This window comes from Stappia indica (genome assembly GCF_009789575.1).
In the GTDB taxonomy this organism is placed as follows: Bacteria; Pseudomonadota; Alphaproteobacteria; order Rhizobiales; family Stappiaceae; genus Stappia; species Stappia indica_A.
The window spans coordinates 1,380,744-1,398,016 of record NZ_CP046908.1 but is presented as its reverse complement, the minus strand read 5'-3'; the positions used below and the strand labels follow the sequence as shown (position 1 = coordinate 1,398,016).

11 protein-coding genes are annotated in these 17,273 nt (G+C 67.8%); 10 read left to right on the top strand and 1 reads right to left on the bottom strand.

Going from position 1 to position 17,273, the window contains the following annotated elements; genetic code table 11:
• Window positions 1-17 precede the first annotated feature (17 nt).
• The 10 genes from GH266_RS06650 (at window position 18) to GH266_RS06605 (ending at window position 16,788) form a co-directional block, all read left to right on the top strand.
• Window positions 18-896 carry a cell division protein FtsQ/DivIB gene (locus tag GH266_RS06650; protein WP_158193198.1) on the top strand — a complete coding sequence of 293 codons (879 nt, stop codon included), beginning with the start codon at window positions 18-20 and terminating at the stop codon, window positions 894-896.
• Between the two features lie 32 nt (window positions 897-928).
• Window positions 929-2,215, top strand: a complete 1,287-nt coding sequence (gene ftsA / locus GH266_RS06645) for a cell division protein FtsA (RefSeq protein WP_209001621.1) — start codon at window positions 929-931, stop codon at window positions 2,213-2,215.
• Between the two features lie 112 nt (window positions 2,216-2,327).
• Window positions 2,328-4,109 (top strand): cell division protein FtsZ, encoded by a 1,782-nt coding sequence (gene ftsZ, locus GH266_RS06640; protein WP_158193196.1) that lies wholly within the window; start codon window positions 2,328-2,330, stop codon window positions 4,107-4,109.
• Between the two features lie 289 nt (window positions 4,110-4,398).
• On the top strand, window positions 4,399-5,346 hold the full coding sequence (lpxC, locus tag GH266_RS06635; RefSeq protein ID WP_158193195.1) for a UDP-3-O-acyl-N-acetylglucosamine deacetylase: 948 nt from the start codon (window positions 4,399-4,401) through the stop codon (window positions 5,344-5,346).
• A 230-nt stretch (window positions 5,347-5,576) separates the two neighbouring features.
• Window positions 5,577-6,443, top strand: a complete 867-nt coding sequence (locus GH266_RS06630) for an outer membrane protein assembly factor BamD (RefSeq protein ID WP_158196075.1) — start codon at window positions 5,577-5,579, stop codon at window positions 6,441-6,443.
• A 220-nt stretch (window positions 6,444-6,663) separates the two neighbouring features.
• Window positions 6,664-8,337 carry a DNA repair protein RecN gene (recN, locus tag GH266_RS06625; protein ID WP_158193194.1) on the top strand — a complete coding sequence of 558 codons (1,674 nt, stop codon included), beginning with the start codon at window positions 6,664-6,666 and terminating at the stop codon, window positions 8,335-8,337.
• Window positions 8,338-8,472: 135 nt separating this feature from the next.
• Window positions 8,473-10,641, top strand: coding sequence for an NAD-dependent DNA ligase LigA (ligA, locus tag GH266_RS06620; RefSeq protein WP_158193193.1), 2,169 nt, complete (start codon window positions 8,473-8,475; stop codon window positions 10,639-10,641).
• A gap of 175 nt (window positions 10,642-10,816) precedes the next feature.
• The gene (locus GH266_RS06615) at window positions 10,817-13,144 is read left to right on the top strand and encodes a methyl-accepting chemotaxis protein (RefSeq protein ID WP_158193192.1); all 2,328 of its coding nucleotides are present in this window, start codon (window positions 10,817-10,819) and stop codon (window positions 13,142-13,144) included.
• A 177-nt stretch (window positions 13,145-13,321) separates the two neighbouring features.
• Window positions 13,322-15,802, top strand: a complete 2,481-nt coding sequence (locus GH266_RS06610; protein WP_158193191.1) for an ATP-dependent helicase — start codon at window positions 13,322-13,324, stop codon at window positions 15,800-15,802.
• A gap of 95 nt (window positions 15,803-15,897) precedes the next feature.
• Window positions 15,898-16,788: a 50S ribosomal protein L11 methyltransferase gene (locus tag GH266_RS06605; RefSeq protein WP_158193190.1), complete on the top strand. Its 891-nt coding sequence runs from the start codon at window positions 15,898-15,900 to the stop codon at window positions 16,786-16,788.
• Window positions 16,789-16,877: 89 nt separating this feature from the next.
• On the opposite strand, the gene GH266_RS06600 is transcribed toward GH266_RS06605, so the two are convergent.
• A complete protein-coding gene (locus GH266_RS06600) occupies window positions 16,878-17,102 on the bottom strand; it encodes a hypothetical protein (protein WP_158193189.1) in 225 nt (74 codons plus the stop codon).
• Window positions 17,103-17,273: the final 171 nt, after the last annotated feature.

Below are 17,273 nucleotides of genomic sequence, written 5' to 3'. Positions count from 1 at the left end.
CAAAACGGGGTGAGGACATGGTCCTGCCGATCGAAGCGGCGCTGGCGCCGCGCGGTCGCGGCGTGCCCCGTTTGCACCGCCGCCCGCTGTGGCGCGCGGCCGGCATCCTGCAGGATCTTCCCGAGTGGACGGGCACGGCCGGCGCGCTGGTCTTCCTGTCCGCGACCATTTTCTATGCCCTGGCCGTCGGCGGTTACGCCCGCACAGTGAGCGAATCACTTACCTCGGCCGCCGGGTTCGAGATCGCGGCCGTTAAGCTCTCCGGCCAGCGCGAGACGACGGAGTTCGAGATCCTGGAAGCGCTGGAGATCGAGCAGGGCACCTCGCTCGCCCTGTTCGACGCCTCGGCGGCGCGCGAGCGGCTGGCCCGCATCCCGTGGATCGAGACCGTGTCGGTGCAGAAGCTCTATCCGGGTACGTTGCAGGTGCGCATCGACGAGCGCGAGGCCTTCGCGCTCTGGCAGCGCGGCAACAGCCTGTCGGTGATCGACGACAAGGGCCAGGTGATCAGCGACGATGTCGACGGACGCTATGCCAACCTCCTGATGCTGGTGGGACACGGCGCGCAGTATCGCGGCGCGGAGATCCTGGCGGCGCTGGAGAAGGTGCCGGAGCTGCGGGCGCGGGTGCGCGCCGCGCGCCTCGTCTCCGACCGGCGTTGGGACCTGCTGCTGGAAAACGGCCTCACCGTGCGGCTGCCGGAAAAGGATGTCGGCCGGGCGTTGGCCGACCTGATCCGCATGGATGCCGACAACGGGCTGCTGACCCGCGACATCACGGTCGTCGACATCCGCCTGCCGGACCGGGTGGTGGTGCGCATGAGCGACGAGGCGATCGAGCGCCGCAACGCCGAAACCAAGTCGCGGGGCGCCAAGCGCTCGGGAGGCAACGCATGAGCCGCCGGTCCTCCCCGATCTACCTGCCGCGGATGCGGCCGCTGCCCGGCCGCCGGGCCGTTGTCGTCTCGGTGCTCGACATCGGCTCGACCAAGGTCTGCTGCCTGATCGCCAAGCTGAGCCCGCGCAACGACGATTGCGTGCTGCCCGGCCGCACCCACTCCATCGAGGTGCTGGGCTACGGCTACCAGCGCTCGCGCGGCCTCAAATCCGGCGTCGTCGTCGACATGGACGCGGCCGAGCAGGCGATCCGCCTGGCGGTGGACGCGGCCGAGCGCATGGCCGGGCTGACGGTGGAATCGCTGATCACCAACGTGACCTGCGGCCGGCTGAACTCCGAGATCATCACCGCGAGCGTCGGGCTTGCATCCGATTCCGTCTCCGAGGCCGACATCCAGCGCGTGCTGTCCGCCGGCAGCGCCCACACGGTCGCCGACGGGCGCGCGGTCATGCATGCGCTGCCGATCGCCTACACGCTGGACGGCAATCGCGGCATGCGCGATCCGCGCGGCATGATCGGCCGCCGGCTCGGCGTCGACATGCAGGTGGTGACGGCCGAGGTGGCGCCGGTGCGCAATCTCGAACTCTGCATCAATCGCGGTCACCTGACCGTCGAGACGATGGTCGCAACGCCCTATGCCAGCGGCCTGTCCACCTTGGTGGAGGACGAGGCGGAGCTGGGCGTCGCCTGTGTCGACATGGGCGGCGGCACCACGACGCTGTCGGTCTTCGTCGAGGGGCAGATGGTGCATACCGACGCCATCGCAGTCGGCGGCCACCATGTCACGATGGACATCGCCAGGGCGCTGTCGACGCGCCTTGCCGATGCGGAGCGGATCAAGACGCTGCAAGGTTCGGCGCTGCCGAGCCAGGCGGACGAGCGGGACCTGATCTCCATTCCGCCGGTCGACGCGGACAGCGACCTGCCGCACCAGATCCCGCGCTCGATGCTGACGCGCGTGATCGTGCCGCGGGTCGAGGAGATCATGGAACTGGTGCGCGACAGGCTCACCGCCTCCGGCTTCGCCGGGCGGGTGGGCAAGCGCATCGTGCTCACCGGCGGAGCGAGCCAGCTCACCGGGTTGAGCGAAGTGGGTCGCCGGGTTCTCGGCCGCCAGGTCCGGCTCGGCCGCCCGCTAGGCGTTGCCGGCCTGCCGGAAGCGGCCAAGGGACCGGCCTTCGCCGCCGCTGTCGGACTGCTGATCTACCCGCAGGTTGCGCAGGTCGAGCAGTTCGAGCCGCGCGGCGCGCACGCAAGATGGACATTCGGATCGAGCACGCTGGCCAGGGTCGGCAACTGGATCCGGGATAGTTTCTGAGGCGGGAAACTGCCTCGGGAAGCGCCGGGTCGCACAACCCCCGGCGCATGACGAGGGAACTGAGGGTTTGAGTGAGAGCCGGCAACGGTCTCTCGAGGGTCGCGAGGAAGCCATGACCATCAACTTGAAAATGCCTGATCTTCAGGAATTGAAGCCCAGAATCACGGTGTTCGGCGTCGGTGGCGCCGGTGGCAATGCCGTGAACAACATGATCCAGGCCGGTCTCCAGGGCTGCGACTTCGTCGTCGCCAATACGGATGCCCAGGCGCTGGCCAGCAATCACGCCGAGCGCGTCGTCCAGATGGGCGTTGCCGTGACCGAGGGCCTGGGCGCCGGTTCGCAGCCCGACGTGGGCGCGGCGGCGGCCGAGGAAGTGATCGACGAGATCAACGACCACCTGTCCGGCTCGCACATGGTGTTCATCACCGCCGGTATGGGCGGCGGCACCGGCACGGGCGCTGCCCCGGTGATCGCGCGTGCGGCGCGCGAGATGGGTATACTGACCGTCGGTGTGGTCACCAAACCGTTCCAGTTCGAGGGCGTGCGCCGCATGCGCATCGCCGAAGCTGGGATCACCGAGTTGCAGAAGGCGGTCGATACACTGATCGTCATCCCCAACCAGAACCTGTTCCGTATCGCCAATGCGCAGACCACCTTCGCCGACGCCTTCGCGATGGCCGACCAGGTGCTCTATTCGGGCGTTGCCTGCATCACCGACCTGATGGTCAAGGAAGGCCTGATCAACCTCGACTTCGCCGATGTGCGCTCGATCATGCGCGGCATGGGCAAGGCGATGATGGGCACCGGCGAGGCGTCCGGCGACAAGCGCGCCATGCAGGCGGCCGAGGCGGCGATCGCCAATCCGCTGCTCGACGAGACCTCGATGAAGGGCGCTCGCGGCCTGCTGATCTCGATCACCGGCGGCAACGACCTGACCCTGTTCGAGCTGGACGAGGCAGCCACCCGCATCCGCGAGGAGGTCGATGCCGACGCCAACATTATACTCGGCGCAACCTTCGACGAGAGCCTCGACGGCATCATCCGCGTGTCGGTCGTGGCGACCGGCATCGACAAGGAACTGCGCGAGGAGGCCTCTCCGGCCGAAGCGCGCATGGCCGAGCTGACCGAGCGTCTCAAGACGATCTCCGATCCGGCGCCGGTGGCCCGTCCCCGTCCCGCCGCAGCCGCTCCGGTTTCGCGTCCGGCCGCGCCGGCACGCCCGGCCACGTTCGAGAAGATCGAGCAGGAGCTGGAGATCCCCGAGCCGGTGCAGGCGTCCACCGATCCGGAGGTCGAGATCGCCCCTTTTTCTCCGGCTCCGGGCATGATCGGTGACAACAGCCCGCTGGCCGACCTGGACGAGGCGGATCTCGCCGAGCCGGTCGCCGATGCGCCTGTCGTGGAGCCCTACATCCCGCCGGTCGCCGAAACCGTCTCGCAGCCCGCGCGCATGCCCTCGATCGAGGACTTCCCGCCGGTGGCACAGCGCGAGATGCGCGCCCATGTCCACGCCCGTGCGGCGGAAGAGGAGCATCATCACGGCGAGGACCGCCGCCCGATGAGCCTGCTTCGCCGCCTGGCCAACGGCCTGAGCCGCCGCGAGGAAGAGGACGACATGCCGGCGGTGCCGGCCGCGGAAATGGCCCCGGCCCCGCGTCCGCAGCAGCCCGCTCCGCGTCCGGCGCCCGCCGCCCAGCCGCGCGCTGCCGCCCCGCAGCAGCGTCCGGTGCAGCAGCAGGCCCAGCCGGCGATGCGTCCGGCCCCGGCCCGTCCGGCGGCGCAGGGTGCTGCCGGCCAGCTCGACCTGACCGGTCGCCAGGCCCCGCAGGCCCGGACCCTGTCCGAGGAAGACCAGCTGGAGATTCCGGCCTTCCTGCGTCGTCAGGCCAACTGACGGCGGGGTTTTCCGCGACACTCCCTCAACGGGCGATCCGGCTCCTCACCGGATCGCCCGCCCTCGGGGGAGCGGGCGGATTTTGCCAAGTTTTTCAAAGCTCTCATTTTTAATGAAGCGTTACATATCGTAACAAAGCTTTATTTCTGATCCCTCCCTTCAAGCCTGTATGTTCACCCTGCGATTCAACGGGTACGCGACTCGCGCGCAGATGCCCGTCAGCCTCAAGGCCTTTCGGTCTCGCCATCGCATCCGCTTTTCAGGGTCTCGCAGACAGGATGATCTGGTGATGAAACTCTCTTCCGACCGGCAGACGACTTTGGCCGGCGCCGTCTCCCTGCAGGGGATCGGTGTGCATTCCGGCAACCGGGCGGACGTGACGCTGCAGCCGGCCGATCCGGGCACGGGCATCGTCTTCACCAACCGCAACCCGCAGACCGGCTCCGAGGTCGAGTTCCCCGCGCATTGGCGCGCCGTGTCCGCCACCGCCCTTTGCACCGTCCTCGGCGATCCGAAGGCCGGCGGCGTCGCCACCGTCGAGCACCTGATGGCCGCGCTGCGGGGCCTTGGCGTCGACAATGCCATCGTCGAGATGGACGGCCCGGAAATGCCGATCATGGACGGCAGCTCGGACGCCTTCGTCGCCGCCATCGACACCGTCGGCCTGCGCCGCCAGCAGGCGGTGCGCCGTTACATCCGCGTCAAGAAGGCCGTGCGCGTCGACCAGGGAAGCGCCTGGTGCGAGCTGCGCCCGCATGACGGCTGCCGCTTCGACGTGACCATCGACTTCGAGGCTGAGGCGATCGGCCGCCAGTCGATGGTGCTGGACCTTTCGCCGGAGACCTTCCGCGACGAGCTGTCGCGCGCCCGCACCTTCGGCTCCGTGCAGGACGTCAAGAAGCTGTGGTCGATGGGCTTTGCCCTCGGCTCGTCGCTGGAGAATTCCGTCGCGATCTCCGACGGCAAGGTGATGAACCCGGAAGGCACCCGCTGGCGCGACGAGTTCGTGCGCCACAAGATGCTGGATGCCGTCGGCGATCTGGCGCTGGCCGGGCTGCCGTTCCTGGGGCTCTACCGCTCCTACAAGGGCGGCCACCGGATGAACCACGCGATCCTGGTCGAGCTGTTCGAGAACGCCGGCAAGGATGCCTTCGAGATCGTCGAAGGCGCGTTCGAGCGGCCGGCACCGTCCCTGATGGACATGCCGATGATGGCCGTGGCGCAGGGCGCCTCCTGAGCAGGACATGTCGCTGGCCGGCCTCGCAATGGCGGAAAACCGCCTTGGCGAAAACGACAGGCCACAAAAAAGCGACAAATGTCCCTCACATGGCGTGACGTGGCCGGGTGTTTTCCGTTAGAACACGCGCTGATCGGGACGCAGGACGCCCTTGCGGCGCCCCTTCCGGTCGGTCCGGATTGTCCGGACGGGGCCGAACCGGCGCCGAGTTCGAGGAGTGAGTCGACGTGATGGTGGCAGTGTCCAGTTCCAAGGCGAGGAGAACCGTCACCGGCGGTCTGCGCAAGGCCCGGATCGCATCTCTCGCCCTGCTGGCGGTTGCTCTGGCGGCCTGTTCCTCGACCAAGGACGACGAGGACTTCGCCACCAACGACACCCCGGCGGAGGTGCTGTTCAACGAGGGCCTGTCGCTGCGCAACGAGGGACGGCTGTCGGATGCCCGGCTGAAGTTCCAGGAAGTCGACAAGCTCCATCCTTATTCCGAGTATTCGCGCAAGTCCCTGATCAACCTTGCCTATCTGAACTATTCTCTGGGCAAGTTCCCGGAGGCGATCACCGCCGCCAAGCGTTTCACGACGCTGTATCCGGGCAGCGAAGACAGCGCCTATGCGCTCTACATCATCGGCCAGTCCTATCACAAGCAGATCCCGGACGTGACGCGCGACCAGGAGATGACCCAGCGGGCGCTCGCCGCCTATGGCGAACTGCTCCAGCGCTTCCCCGATTCCGAATATGCCACTGATGCCGCGGCCAAGGTCCGCGCCGCGCAGGACCAGCTGGCGGGCAAGGAAATGGAAGTGGGCCGCTACTACCTGAAGCGGAACCACCAGATCGCGGCGATCAACCGCTTCAAGGTCGTCGTCACCAACTACCAGACCACCCGCCATATCGAGGAAGCGCTGTTCCGCCTGACCGAGAGCTACTATGCGCTCGGCGTGGTCAACGAGGCCCAGACCGCGGCCGCCGTGCTCGGCCACAACTTCCCGGACAGCCAGTGGTACAAGGATGCCTTCAGCCTGCTGAAGACCGGCGGTTACAGCCCGAGCGAGGATTCGGGCAGCTGGATCAGCCGCGCTTTCAACAGCGTTTCGCTCTAGTCATCCCAATCTGAAGCTCGTCTTCACCACACCAGCATCCGCGCCGGCGGCAGCGCGCCTGCCGCCCCGCAAGAGGCCGCGAGAGAGATGCTCTCTTGCCGGCCTGCCGGCGACCGGTGCCAGTTTGCCGTTGCGGCCACCGGGTGCCTCCAGCTACACCTGATGCGGTTTCCCGTGCGCTTCGCCGCACATGTCCAGTCCGACCCGGTCACCCGCTCGCATGCTCGCTGCGCTTGCCATTCGAGATATCGTCCTGATCGACCGGCTCGATCTTGCCTTCGGCGCCGGCATGTCGGTGCTCACCGGCGAGACGGGCGCGGGCAAGTCCATCCTGCTCGATGCCCTGAGCCTGGCGCTCGGCGGGCGCGGCGATGCCGGGCTCGTGCGCCACGGCCAGGCGCAGGGCCAGGTGACGGCCGCCTTCGACGTGCCGATGGCCCATCCGGTGCGCGCCTTGCTGCGCGAGAACGACCTGGAGGCCGACGGCGACGTCATCCTGCGCCGGGTGCAGGCCGAGGACGGCCGCAGCCGCGCCTTCATCAACGACGCGCCGGTGAGCGTTGCCCTGCTGCGGCAGGCAGGCGGACTGCTGGTCGAGATCCACGGACAGAACGAGGCGCGGGCCTATACCGATTCGGCCGAACACCGGCGGCTGCTCGATTCCTTCGGCGGCTGCGAGGCCGAGTGCGCGGCGGTCGCCAGCGCCCATGCGGCGATGCGCAAGGCAGCGCGCGCGCTTGCCGAACAGGAGGAGCGGATCGAGGCGGCGCGGCGCGAGGCCGACTACCTGCGCGCCTCCGCCGAGGAACTGTCGAAGCTTGCGCCGGTCGTCGGCGAGGAAACCGAGCTTGCCGACCTCCGCCAGTCGATGATGCAGGTGGAGAAGATCGCCGGGGACCTCGGCGAATCCTTCGACCTGCTCAACGGCACGGCCTCTCCCATTACCGAGATCGCCTCGCTGTGGCGGCGGCTGGAGCGCAAGGCCGAGCAGGCCCCCGAGTTGCTGTCGGGTCCGGTCGGCTTCCTCGCCGAGGCGCTGGACCGGCTGGAAGACGCGCGTGCGGGCCTCGAAGCGGCCGTGCGCGAGACGGAATTCGATCCGCGCGCGCTGGAGGCGACCGAGGAGCGGCTGTTCTCCTTACGCGGGGCGGCGCGCAAGTTCCAGGTGCAGGTCGACGACCTGCCGGCCCTGCGCGAGCGGTTCGAGGCCGATCTTGCCGCGCTCGATGCCGGCGAGGAGGCGCTTGCCGGCCTGGCCTCGGCAGCCGAGGCGGCACGCAGCGCCTATGATGCGAAGGCGGCAGCCCTGACCAAGCGGCGGCAAGCGGCGGCCAAGGCGCTGGAGGAGGCGGTCTGCCGCGAGCTGCCGGATCTCAAGCTCGAGCGCGCGCGCTTCATCGTGAACCTGGAGAGCGACCCGCAAGCCCGCTCCCGCGAGGGCGTCGACACGGCCGAGTTCTGGGTGCAGACCAATCCGGGCACGCGGCCGGGGCCGATGATGAAGGTCGCCTCGGGCGGCGAGCTCTCGCGCTTCCTGCTGGCGCTGAAAGTGTCTTTGGCCGACAAGGGCTCGGCACCGACGCTGGTCTTCGACGAGATCGACACGGGCGTCGGCGGTGCGGTGGCGGAGGCCATCGGCAGCCGGCTGGCGCGGCTGGCGGGCAAGGTGCAGGTGCTGACCGTCACACATGCGCCGCAGGTGGCGGCGAAGGCGGGTGGGCATTTCCTCATCCTGAAGGAAGATGCCGGCGCGGACCGTGTCGCGACGCGGGTGAAGCGGATCGACGTCGACCACCGGCGCGAGGAGATCGCACGGATGCTGGCCGGCGCCACGATCACCGACGAGGCCCGCGCGGCTGCCGACCGGCTGCTGGCCGACGCCCCGCGCGGTTAAGCGGCCGAACCAGGGCTGGAAAACCGCAGCGCCGCCCTTTGCCTTGCACGGCCGCGGCGCCATACTCCCTCGCCAGGAGGGAGGCGAACACTCGTTTCCGCTCCGCGATATCCGATGCCAGCAAGATGCGATCCCATGTCCGATAACGATCTCTCGTCCCGCGCCGTCGAAGACCTGACCCTGGAAGAGGCCGCGCTGGAGCTGGAACGGCTGGCCGAGGAGATCGCGGGTCACGACCGGCGCTATCATGGCGAGGACGCGCCGGTCATTTCCGATGCCGACTACGATGCGCTGAAGCGGCGCAACGATGCCATCGAGGCGCGGTTTCCCGATCTCGTGCGCTCCGACAGCCCGTCGCTGCGCGTCGGAGCTGCGCCGTCCGAAGGCTTCGGCAAGGTTACCCATGCGATCCCGATGCTGTCGCTGGACAATGCCTTTGCCGACGAGGACGTGCGCGATTTCTTCGGCCGCATCCGCCGCTTCCTGAAGCTCGATCCGCTGATGGGGGCGATCGCGGTGACGGCCGAGCCGAAGATCGACGGGCTGTCGCTGTCGCTGCGCTACGAGAAGCGCCGCCTGGTGAGCGCGGCAACGCGCGGCGACGGCACGGTCGGCGAGAACGTGACGCAGAACGCCCTGACCATCGAGGACATTCCCCAGCGCCTGCCGGATACTGCGCCCGATATCGTCGAGGTGCGCGGCGAGGTCTATATGCGCCACGAGGATTTCCGCGCGCTCAATGCGCGGATGGAGGAGCAGGGCGGCAAGGTCTTCGCCAATCCGCGCAACGCGGCGGCGGGCTCCCTGCGCCAGCTCAACCCGGAAGTGACGCGCGCGCGGCCGCTGCGCTTCTTCGCCTATGCCTGGGGCGAGATGAGCGAGGTGCCGCGCGCCACCCAATACGAGATGGTGCAGCTGCTCGGCGAGTGGGGCTTTTCGATCAATGCCCGCATGGTCCGCTGCGAGACTGTGGAAGAGATCCTTGCCGCCTATCACGGCATCGAGGAGGAGCGGGCGCTGCTCGGCTACGACATCGACGGCATGGTCTATAAGGTCGACCGGCTCGACCTGCAGTCGCGCCTCGGCTTCGTCTCGCGCGCGCCCCGCTGGGCGATCGCCCACAAGTTCCCGGCCGAGAAGGCCTTCACCGTGCTGCGCGGCATCGAGATCCAGGTCGGGCGTACCGGCGCGCTGACCCCGGTCGCCAAGCTGGAGCCGGTGACGGTGGGCGGCGTCGTCGTCTCCAATGCGACGCTGCACAACGAGGACTACATCAAGGGCATCGGCCAGGATGGCGAGCCGATCCGCGGCGGCAAGGACATCCGGGTCGGCGATACGGTGCAGATCCAGCGCGCCGGCGACGTCATTCCGCAGATCGTCGATGTCGACCTCGACAAGCGCCCCGCGGATGCCGAGCCCTTTGCCTTCCCGACCACGTGCCCCGCCTGCGGCAGCCACGCGGTGCGGGACGTCAATGCCTCGAGCGGGCGCATCGACGCCGTGCGCCGCTGCACCGGCGGGCTGATCTGCCCGGCGCAGGCCAAGGAAAAGCTGAAGCATTTCGTCTCGCGCCACGCACTCGACATCGAGGGGCTGGGCGACAAGCAGGTGGAGTTCTTCTTTGATTTGCCGATGGAGGAGGGCGGCATCCGCCAGCCGGCCGACATCTTCACGCTGGCGGAGCGGGATGCCGCCTCGCCGCTGATCAAGCTGAGGAACCGCGACGGCTGGGGCGAGACGAGCGCTGCCAACCTCTTCGCTGCCATCGACGCGCGGCGCGAGATGTCGCTCAACCGGGTGATCTTCGCGCTCGGCATCCGCCATGTCGGCGAGGGCAACGCCAAGCTGCTGGCCCGCCACTATCTCGACTGGGAGACCTTCCGCACGGCGATGCAGGCGGCGGCCGATCCCGCCTCCGATGCCTTCGCCGAACTGATGGACATCGACGGCATCGGCGAGACGGTGGCACGGGCGGTGGTCGAGTTCTTCGCCGAGGACCACAACCGCGGGGCACTCGACGCGCTGCTGGCGCAGATCCGGCCGCAGTCGATGGAGCGGGTGGAGGCGAGCGCCAGCCCGGTCGCCGGCAAGACGCTGGTCTTCACCGGCACGCTGGAGAAGATGAGCCGCGACGAGGCCAAGGCGCGCGCCGAGGCGATGGGGGCGAAAGTTTCCGGCTCGGTGTCGAAGAAGACCGACCTCGTGATCGCCGGTCCCGGCGCCGGCTCCAAGCTGAAGAAAGCCGAGGAACTGGGCCTCGACGTCATCGACGAGGATGCCTGGATCGAGATGGCGGGAGGCTGACCTGCGTCAAATTGACTTAAGTATAAGATCCATAGGTACGAGTACGTAATCTTGATTTTTATTCGGTTTTTCTGCTCTTCATTCGATCTCGTCTTGTATCTGTAACAAAGTTTCAACTCCAAATATCGACTATCGCTCTCAAATGAGCTTTCGTTCGATATTTGGAGAGTGGAACATGTTTTCTGGATTTGTGAACCGGTCTATCGGTTTGCGGCTCATTCTGCTCGGCGCCCTTCCGCTTCTCGGTCTGCTGCTCGTCAGTTTCATCGAGCTTTCGGGGCGGTTTGCGCAGGTGCGCGAGGAACGCTTCGTCGCCGAGGTGCTGGACATTGCGCCGGTGATTTCCGAGGCCGTGCATCAGCTTCAGAAGGAGCGCGGGATGTCTTCCGGCTTCGTGGGGTCGAAGGGCGTCTCGTTTGCCGACGGGATCGCCGGCCAGCGCCAGGCGACCGACGCTGCGATCGCGCGCTATCTCGCCCGCATCGGCGAGGCGACGGGCCGGATCGAGACCGACGGGTTCACTCGCGCCCGCGACGCGGCGGCGAAGACGCTTCAGGACCTTTCGCGGGTGCGCGCGGATATCGACGCGCTGCGGCTGGAGAGCTCCGACGTCGGCGCCTATTACACGCCCGTCATCGGCAACCTGCTCGACATGGTCGGCGGCATGCCGACGCTCATCAGCGCTGGCGACACGCTGCGCCCGGTCCTTGCGTATATTGCGCTGCTGCAGGCGAAGGAGCGAGCGGGCCTCGAGCGCGCCACCGGCGCCGTCGGCTTCGGTTCGGGGAGCTTCGGCGAGGCCGTCTACCGCAATTTCATTCGCCTCGGCGCCATGCAGGAGGCCTCGCTCGAGACCTTTCGCCGCTACGCGTCGCCGCAGATGCTCTCCGCTTACGAAACCGCTCTGTCCGGCGCGGCCGCCAAGGAGATCGACGGGCTGAGGCAGATCGCCGTCTCCGCGCCGTTCGGCGGGGACGTGTCCGCGGTCAGCGGAGCGAAGTGGTTCGCGGTCAGCACGGCGCGCATCGACCTGCTGAAAGAGGTGGAGGACGAGGTTGCCGGACAGATCTTCGTTGCAGCCTCGCAGCGGGCGGCGGACGGCCAGCGCGCCTTCCTCTGGCAGCTCGGGCTCGTTGCCGGGCTGGTCGTCGTCATGGCGGTGATCTTCGCCGGCGTCTACCGCTCCATCGTGCCGCCGCTGGCGGAGCTGGTCGGCGTCATGCGCCGGCTTGCGGCCAACGACACGGGCGTCGAGGTGACGAGCGTCGCGCGCCGGGACGAGATCGGCGCGATGGCGGGGGCGGTGGAGATCTTCCGCGAGAATGCCATCGAGCGCATCGAGCTGGAACACAGCCTGCAGGAGGAACGCCTGCGCGAACGGGACCGGCAGTCGGCCATCGAGACGATGATCGCGGGCTTCCGCAGCAGCGTCTCGTCGACGCTGTCGACGGCAGGGGCCAAGGCCGGCGACATGCGCTCCTCGGCCGAGACGCTGGAGGAAGGCGCAAGCGGAGCTGCGTGCGACGCGTCCGCCGCGAGCCATGCCACCCAGACGGCCTCCGGCAATATCCAGGTGGTCGCGGCGGCGGCGGAGGAACTGTCCGCCTCGATCCGCGAGATCGCCGAGCAGACCTCCAAGGCAAGCGACCTGATGGCCTCGGCCGCCGAACGGGCGCAACTGACCAACGCCGATGTCGCTTCGCTTTCGCAGGCGGCCGAGCAGATCGGTTCGGTGGTCAACCTGATCCGCGACATCGCCGAACAGACCAACCTGCTGGCGCTCAATGCCACGATCGAGGCGGCGCGCGCCGGCGAGGCGGGCAAGGGCTTTGCCGTCGTCGCGGCGGAAGTGAAGAACCTTGCCGGCCAGACCGCCAAGGCGACGGAAGACATCGCCGCGCAGGTCACCGGCATCCAGGCCTCGACGCGCGGCGCGGTCGGCTCGATCGGAGAGATCGCCGGTGTGATGGCCAATATCCGCGAGCTGACAACCACCATCGCCGGCGCGGTGGAGGAGCAGCGCGCGGCAACGCAGGAGATCGCCAACTCCGTCATCGCCGCCTCGGACGGCACCGATGCGGTGGCGGACAACGTCACCTCGGTGACCTCGGCGATCGAGCGCACCGCGCAGTTTGCCGGCAATGTCAGCGCGGTGTCCTCCAGCCTTGCCGAGGTGACGCAGCAACTCGCCGGCGAGGTGGAGACCTTCCTCGCCGACATCGCGGTCGATCTTGCGGCACGGCGCGCGCAGGTGCATGCGCAAATGCGCGAGGCGGTCGTCGTCACCGCGCTGGGGCGTCGCTACCGGGCGCGGGTGGACGAGGCGGATGTGCATCAGGCCGCCGTTTCCGCCTCGGCCCGGCTGGAGCTCCGGCAGGCCGTCAAGCTGCAGCTCGCAGACGGGCAGGTGCTTGCGGCCATCGTCGCCGGGGGCGAGGGCGGGCGCTACACGCTGCGCTTCGAGCAGCCCGCGCCGGCACTGGTGGCGCTCGTCGCGGCCTGATCGTTTTTCGAATAACAAAGGCGTCAAAAGCCAAGAGGGAGGGGCGCGAGCAATTGCGCCCCTCCAATTGACGGGACAAGCTGCTATATATGGTCCAAAGAGAGAACAGAATCGCGGGTGCCAACGGTCCGCGCGATGTCAGATCCGTGACCCAGACCCGTCGAGACACTCTCCCGCATGGCCAATCATCCTGCCGATACCCGACAGTTCCCCCAAGGCTCCGCACCGGGGCAGGCGGAGCATGACGCGCGGGGCGGCGGTCTGGAGCGGCCGGGCGGCGGCAGCGGCATTGCCGCGCGCGCGCGTGCAGCGCTCGGGCCGCGGACGCCCGAACCCGGCTCCTATCTCGACGGGCTGAACCCGGAGCAGCGCGAGGCGGTCGAGACGCTGGACGGCCCGGTCCTGGTGCTGGCGGGGGCGGGAACGGGCAAGACCCGCGTCCTGACCACGCGCATCGGCCATATCCTGGCGACGCGGCGGGCCTTTCCGAGCCAGATCCTGGCGGTGACCTTCACCAACAAGGCCGCCCGCGAGATGAAGGAGCGGATCGAGCGGCTGATCGGCGACAGCGCGGAAGGCATGCCGTGGCTCGGCACGTTCCACTCGATCTGCGTCAAGATCCTGCGCCGGCACGCCGAGCTGGTCGGCCTGAAATCCGGATTCTCGATCCTCGATACCGACGACCAGATCCGCCTGATCAAGCAGATCATCCAGGCGGAGGGGCTGGACGACAAGCGCTGGACGGCGCGCGCCTTCGCCAGCCAGTTGGATGGCTGGAAGAACCGCGGCCTGACGCCCGACCAGGTGCCGGAGGGCGAGGCGCGCTCCTTCGGCAACGGCAAGGGCCGGGCGCTCTACGAGCAGTATCAGGAGCGGCTGTCGATCCTCAATGCCGCCGATTTCGGCGACCTGCTGCTGCATGTGATCACGCTGTTCCGCAACAATCCGGACGTGCTGGGCGAGTACCAGAACCGCTTCCGCTTCATGCTGGTGGACGAGTACCAGGACACCAACATCGCGCAGTACCTGTTCCTGCGGCTGCTGGCGCAGGGCAACCGCAACATCTGCTGCGTCGGCGACGACGATCAGTCGATCTACGGCTGGCGCGGGGCCGAGGTCGACAACATCCTGCGCTTCGACCACGACTTTCCCGGCGCCAAGGTGATCCGGCTGGAGCGCAACTACCGCTCGACCAGCCATATCCTGGCCGCCGCCTCGCATCTGATCGCCCATAACGAGGGGCGCCTGGGCAAGACGCTGTTCACCGATGTGGTGGACCCGGACGGCGAGGAACTGCGCGTCAGCGTCGCCGCCGCCTGGGACTCCGAGGAAGAGGCCCGCGCCATCGGCGACGAGATCGAGTCGCTGCAGTCCAAGGGGCACAGCCTCGAGAGCATGGCGATCCTGGTGCGCGCGTCGTTCCAGATGCGCGAGTTCGAGGATCGGTTCGTCACGCTCGGCGTCAACTACCGGGTGGTCGGCGGCCCGCGCTTCTACGAGCGCATGGAGATCCGCGATGCGATGGCCTATTTCCGCTGCGTCGTGCAGCCGGCCGACGATCTCGCCTTCGAGCGCATCGTCAACACGCCCAAGCGCGGCCTCGGCGAGGCCAGCCTGAAGCTGGTTCATGCCTATGCGCGGGCGAACCGCATCCCGCTCATGCAGGCGGCTTCGGACCTGTGCCAGACCGAGGAACTGAAGCCGAAGGCGCGCACGACGCTGCGCATGCTGCTGGCCGATTTCGACCGCTGGCGCGACCTGGTGCCGGCTATGTCGCATACGGAGCTGGCCGAGATCATCCTCGACGAGAGCGGCTACACCGAGATGTGGCGCAACGACCGCTCGGCGGAAGCGCCGGGCCGGCTCGACAACCTGAAGGAGCTCGTCCGCTCGATGGACGAGTACGAATCGCTCGCCGGGTTCCTGGAGCATGTCGCGCTGGTCATGGACCGGGACGCGGACGGCAACAACGACGCGGTGTCGATCATGACGCTGCACTCGGCCAAGGGCCTGGAGTTCGACACGGTGTTCCTCCCCGGCTTGGAGGAGGGCCTCTTCCCGCATCAGCGCGCGCTCGACGAGAGCGGCCGCGCGGGGCTGGAGGAAGAGCGCCGGCTCGCCTATGTGGGCATCACGAGGGCGCGGCGGCGGGCGAAGATCTGGTTCGCCTCCAACCGGCGCATCCACGGCATGTGGCAGAGCTCCATCCCCTCGCGCTTCCTCGACGAATTGCCGGCCGATCACGTCGATGTGGTCGAGCCGTCGAGCAATTACGGCGGCTATGGCGGCGGGGGATACGGCGCCAGCCGCTTCGACACGCGCGATCCCTTCAAGTCGAGCTACTCGACGCCGGGCTGGCAGCGGGCGCAGCGTTCGCAGGCACAGGGTAGCTCCAGCAGCGGCGGGTTCGCCGGGCGGATGGGATCGGCCGGCGGCAGGCAGTCGGGCGGGCAGTCCGGAGGCCCGCGGATGATCGAGGGCGAGTTGGTCGCCAAGTCGGTGTCCGATGCGCCGTCGGCGTTCGACATGGGCGAGCGGGTGTTCCACCTGAAGTTCGGCTATGGCGAGATCGTCGGCATCGAGGGCAACAAGCTGACAGTCCAGTTCGACAAGGCGGGGCGCAAGAAGGTGCTCGACAGCTTCGTCGAGCGGCACTGAGCGGCGCGCGTTTCCCCATCCAGCGCGAATGCGATTGATGCCCCCTGCTTTCGGGCGCTATAGGGCGTGCGCCGTTTCCTGTCTCCGGAGAGATCATGTCCACCATCCGCGTCCGCATCACCGCCCCCGAGATCGAGGCGAAGCGCATCTACGAGCTGCTGTCGCGCGACTTCGAGGACGACGGCAATCCGGTGACGGTCTTCGAAGCGTCGGCGGACGGGCGGGACTGGACCGCCGAGATCCTGCTGTTCGACATGAGCGAGGGGGAAGCCGCCGAGCTGGTCAAGGACCGGCTGGGCGCGGATGCCTTTGCCGCGCCGGTCGAGGCGGTGGAACTGGAAGACATCAACTGGGTGGAGAAGAGCCTGGAAGGCCTGTCGCCGGTGCAGGCGGGCCGTTTCTTCATCCACGGCTCGCACGACCGCGCGAAGCGTCCGCTCGCCGGCATTTCCATCGAGATCGAGGCCGCGCTCGCCTTCGGCACCGGCCATCACGGGACGACCGCGGGCTGCCTGATCGAGATCGACCGGCTGCTGACCCGCCGGTCCTATGAGCGGATGCTGGATCTGGGCACCGGTACCGGCGTCCTGGCCATCGCCATGGCGCGGCTGTCCCGCCAGCCGGTGCTGGCGACAGACATCGACCCGGTGGCGACGATCACCGCGCGCGCCAATGCGGTCCACAATCTCGCCGGCAACCTGGTGCGCACGGCGACGGCGGCCGGCGTCGACAGCCGCATCTTCGCGGAGGCCGGTCCTTTCGATCTGGTGGTGGCGAATATCCTCGCCCGGCCCCTGATGCGCATGGCTGCCGGTCTTTCGGCGCGCATGACCCGCTCGGCGACGCTGGTCCTGTCGGGCCTGCGCGTGGAGGACGGTCCGCGCATCCTGTTCGCCTATGGCCTGCAAGGGTTCCACCTGGTGCGCCGGCAGAACCGCGACGGCTGGCTGACGCTGACGCTGGTGCGCGGTCGCCACGAGGGCTGACGCCCTGCCAAATCCCGATGCACAACGAGAAACGGGCCCGGCGGAGGAACCGCCGGGCCCGTTTTCAATGAAACTCTGTGACCAGCGTATCAGAACGCGGAGGTCAGCGAGCTGTTGCGCTCCAGATCGGCACGATCGTAGCCGTAGGCGGCGAGCGTGGCGTCGTCGAGCGACAGAAGGTAGCCGTTCACATAGCGGCGAGCCTGACGCTCACGAGCGGTGATCATCGAGTCGAGCGCCTTGCGGAACACGCTCTTGGAAGAGCTGCGCGATACGCCCGAGATGGCGGTGGTGGTCGTGGTGGCAATGGCCATGGTCTTATCTCCGGTTCGAGGTCTCTAGATAGAGCTTCCTCCCTCAAACTCTCGAGACAGAGTATGGGGAGTGCCGGGCCATGCGAAAAGCGCCATAAGTGCATGGCAGTGCTGCGATTGCTGCATGTGCGAATTCATTATTTTGCAATGCAGCAGAGCAGATGCCGAAAT

Bases quoted from the DNA above. Each gene is read 5' to 3' on its own strand.
- GH266_RS06650 (WP_158193198.1), top strand. From the start codon at position 18: ATGGTCCTGCCGATCGAAGCGGCGCTGGCGCCGCGCGGTCGCGGCGTG.
- ftsA (WP_209001621.1), top strand. From the start codon at position 929: ATGCGGCCGCTGCCCGGCCGCCGGGCCGTTGTCGTCTCGGTGCTCGAC.
- ftsZ (WP_158193196.1), top strand. From the start codon at position 2,328: ATGACCATCAACTTGAAAATGCCTGATCTTCAGGAATTGAAGCCCAGA.
- lpxC (WP_158193195.1), top strand. From the start codon at position 4,399: ATGAAACTCTCTTCCGACCGGCAGACGACTTTGGCCGGCGCCGTCTCC.
- GH266_RS06630 (WP_158196075.1), top strand. From the start codon at position 5,577: ATGGTGGCAGTGTCCAGTTCCAAGGCGAGGAGAACCGTCACCGGCGGT.
- recN (WP_158193194.1), top strand. From the start codon at position 6,664: ATGCTCGCTGCGCTTGCCATTCGAGATATCGTCCTGATCGACCGGCTC.
- ligA (WP_158193193.1), top strand. From the start codon at position 8,473: ATGTCCGATAACGATCTCTCGTCCCGCGCCGTCGAAGACCTGACCCTG.
- GH266_RS06615 (WP_158193192.1), top strand. From the start codon at position 10,817: ATGTTTTCTGGATTTGTGAACCGGTCTATCGGTTTGCGGCTCATTCTG.
- GH266_RS06610 (WP_158193191.1), top strand. From the start codon at position 13,322: ATGGCCAATCATCCTGCCGATACCCGACAGTTCCCCCAAGGCTCCGCA.
- GH266_RS06605 (WP_158193190.1), top strand. From the start codon at position 15,898: ATGTCCACCATCCGCGTCCGCATCACCGCCCCCGAGATCGAGGCGAAG.
- GH266_RS06600 (WP_158193189.1), bottom strand. From the start codon at position 17,102: ATGGCCATTGCCACCACGACCACCACCGCCATCTCGGGCGTATCGCGC.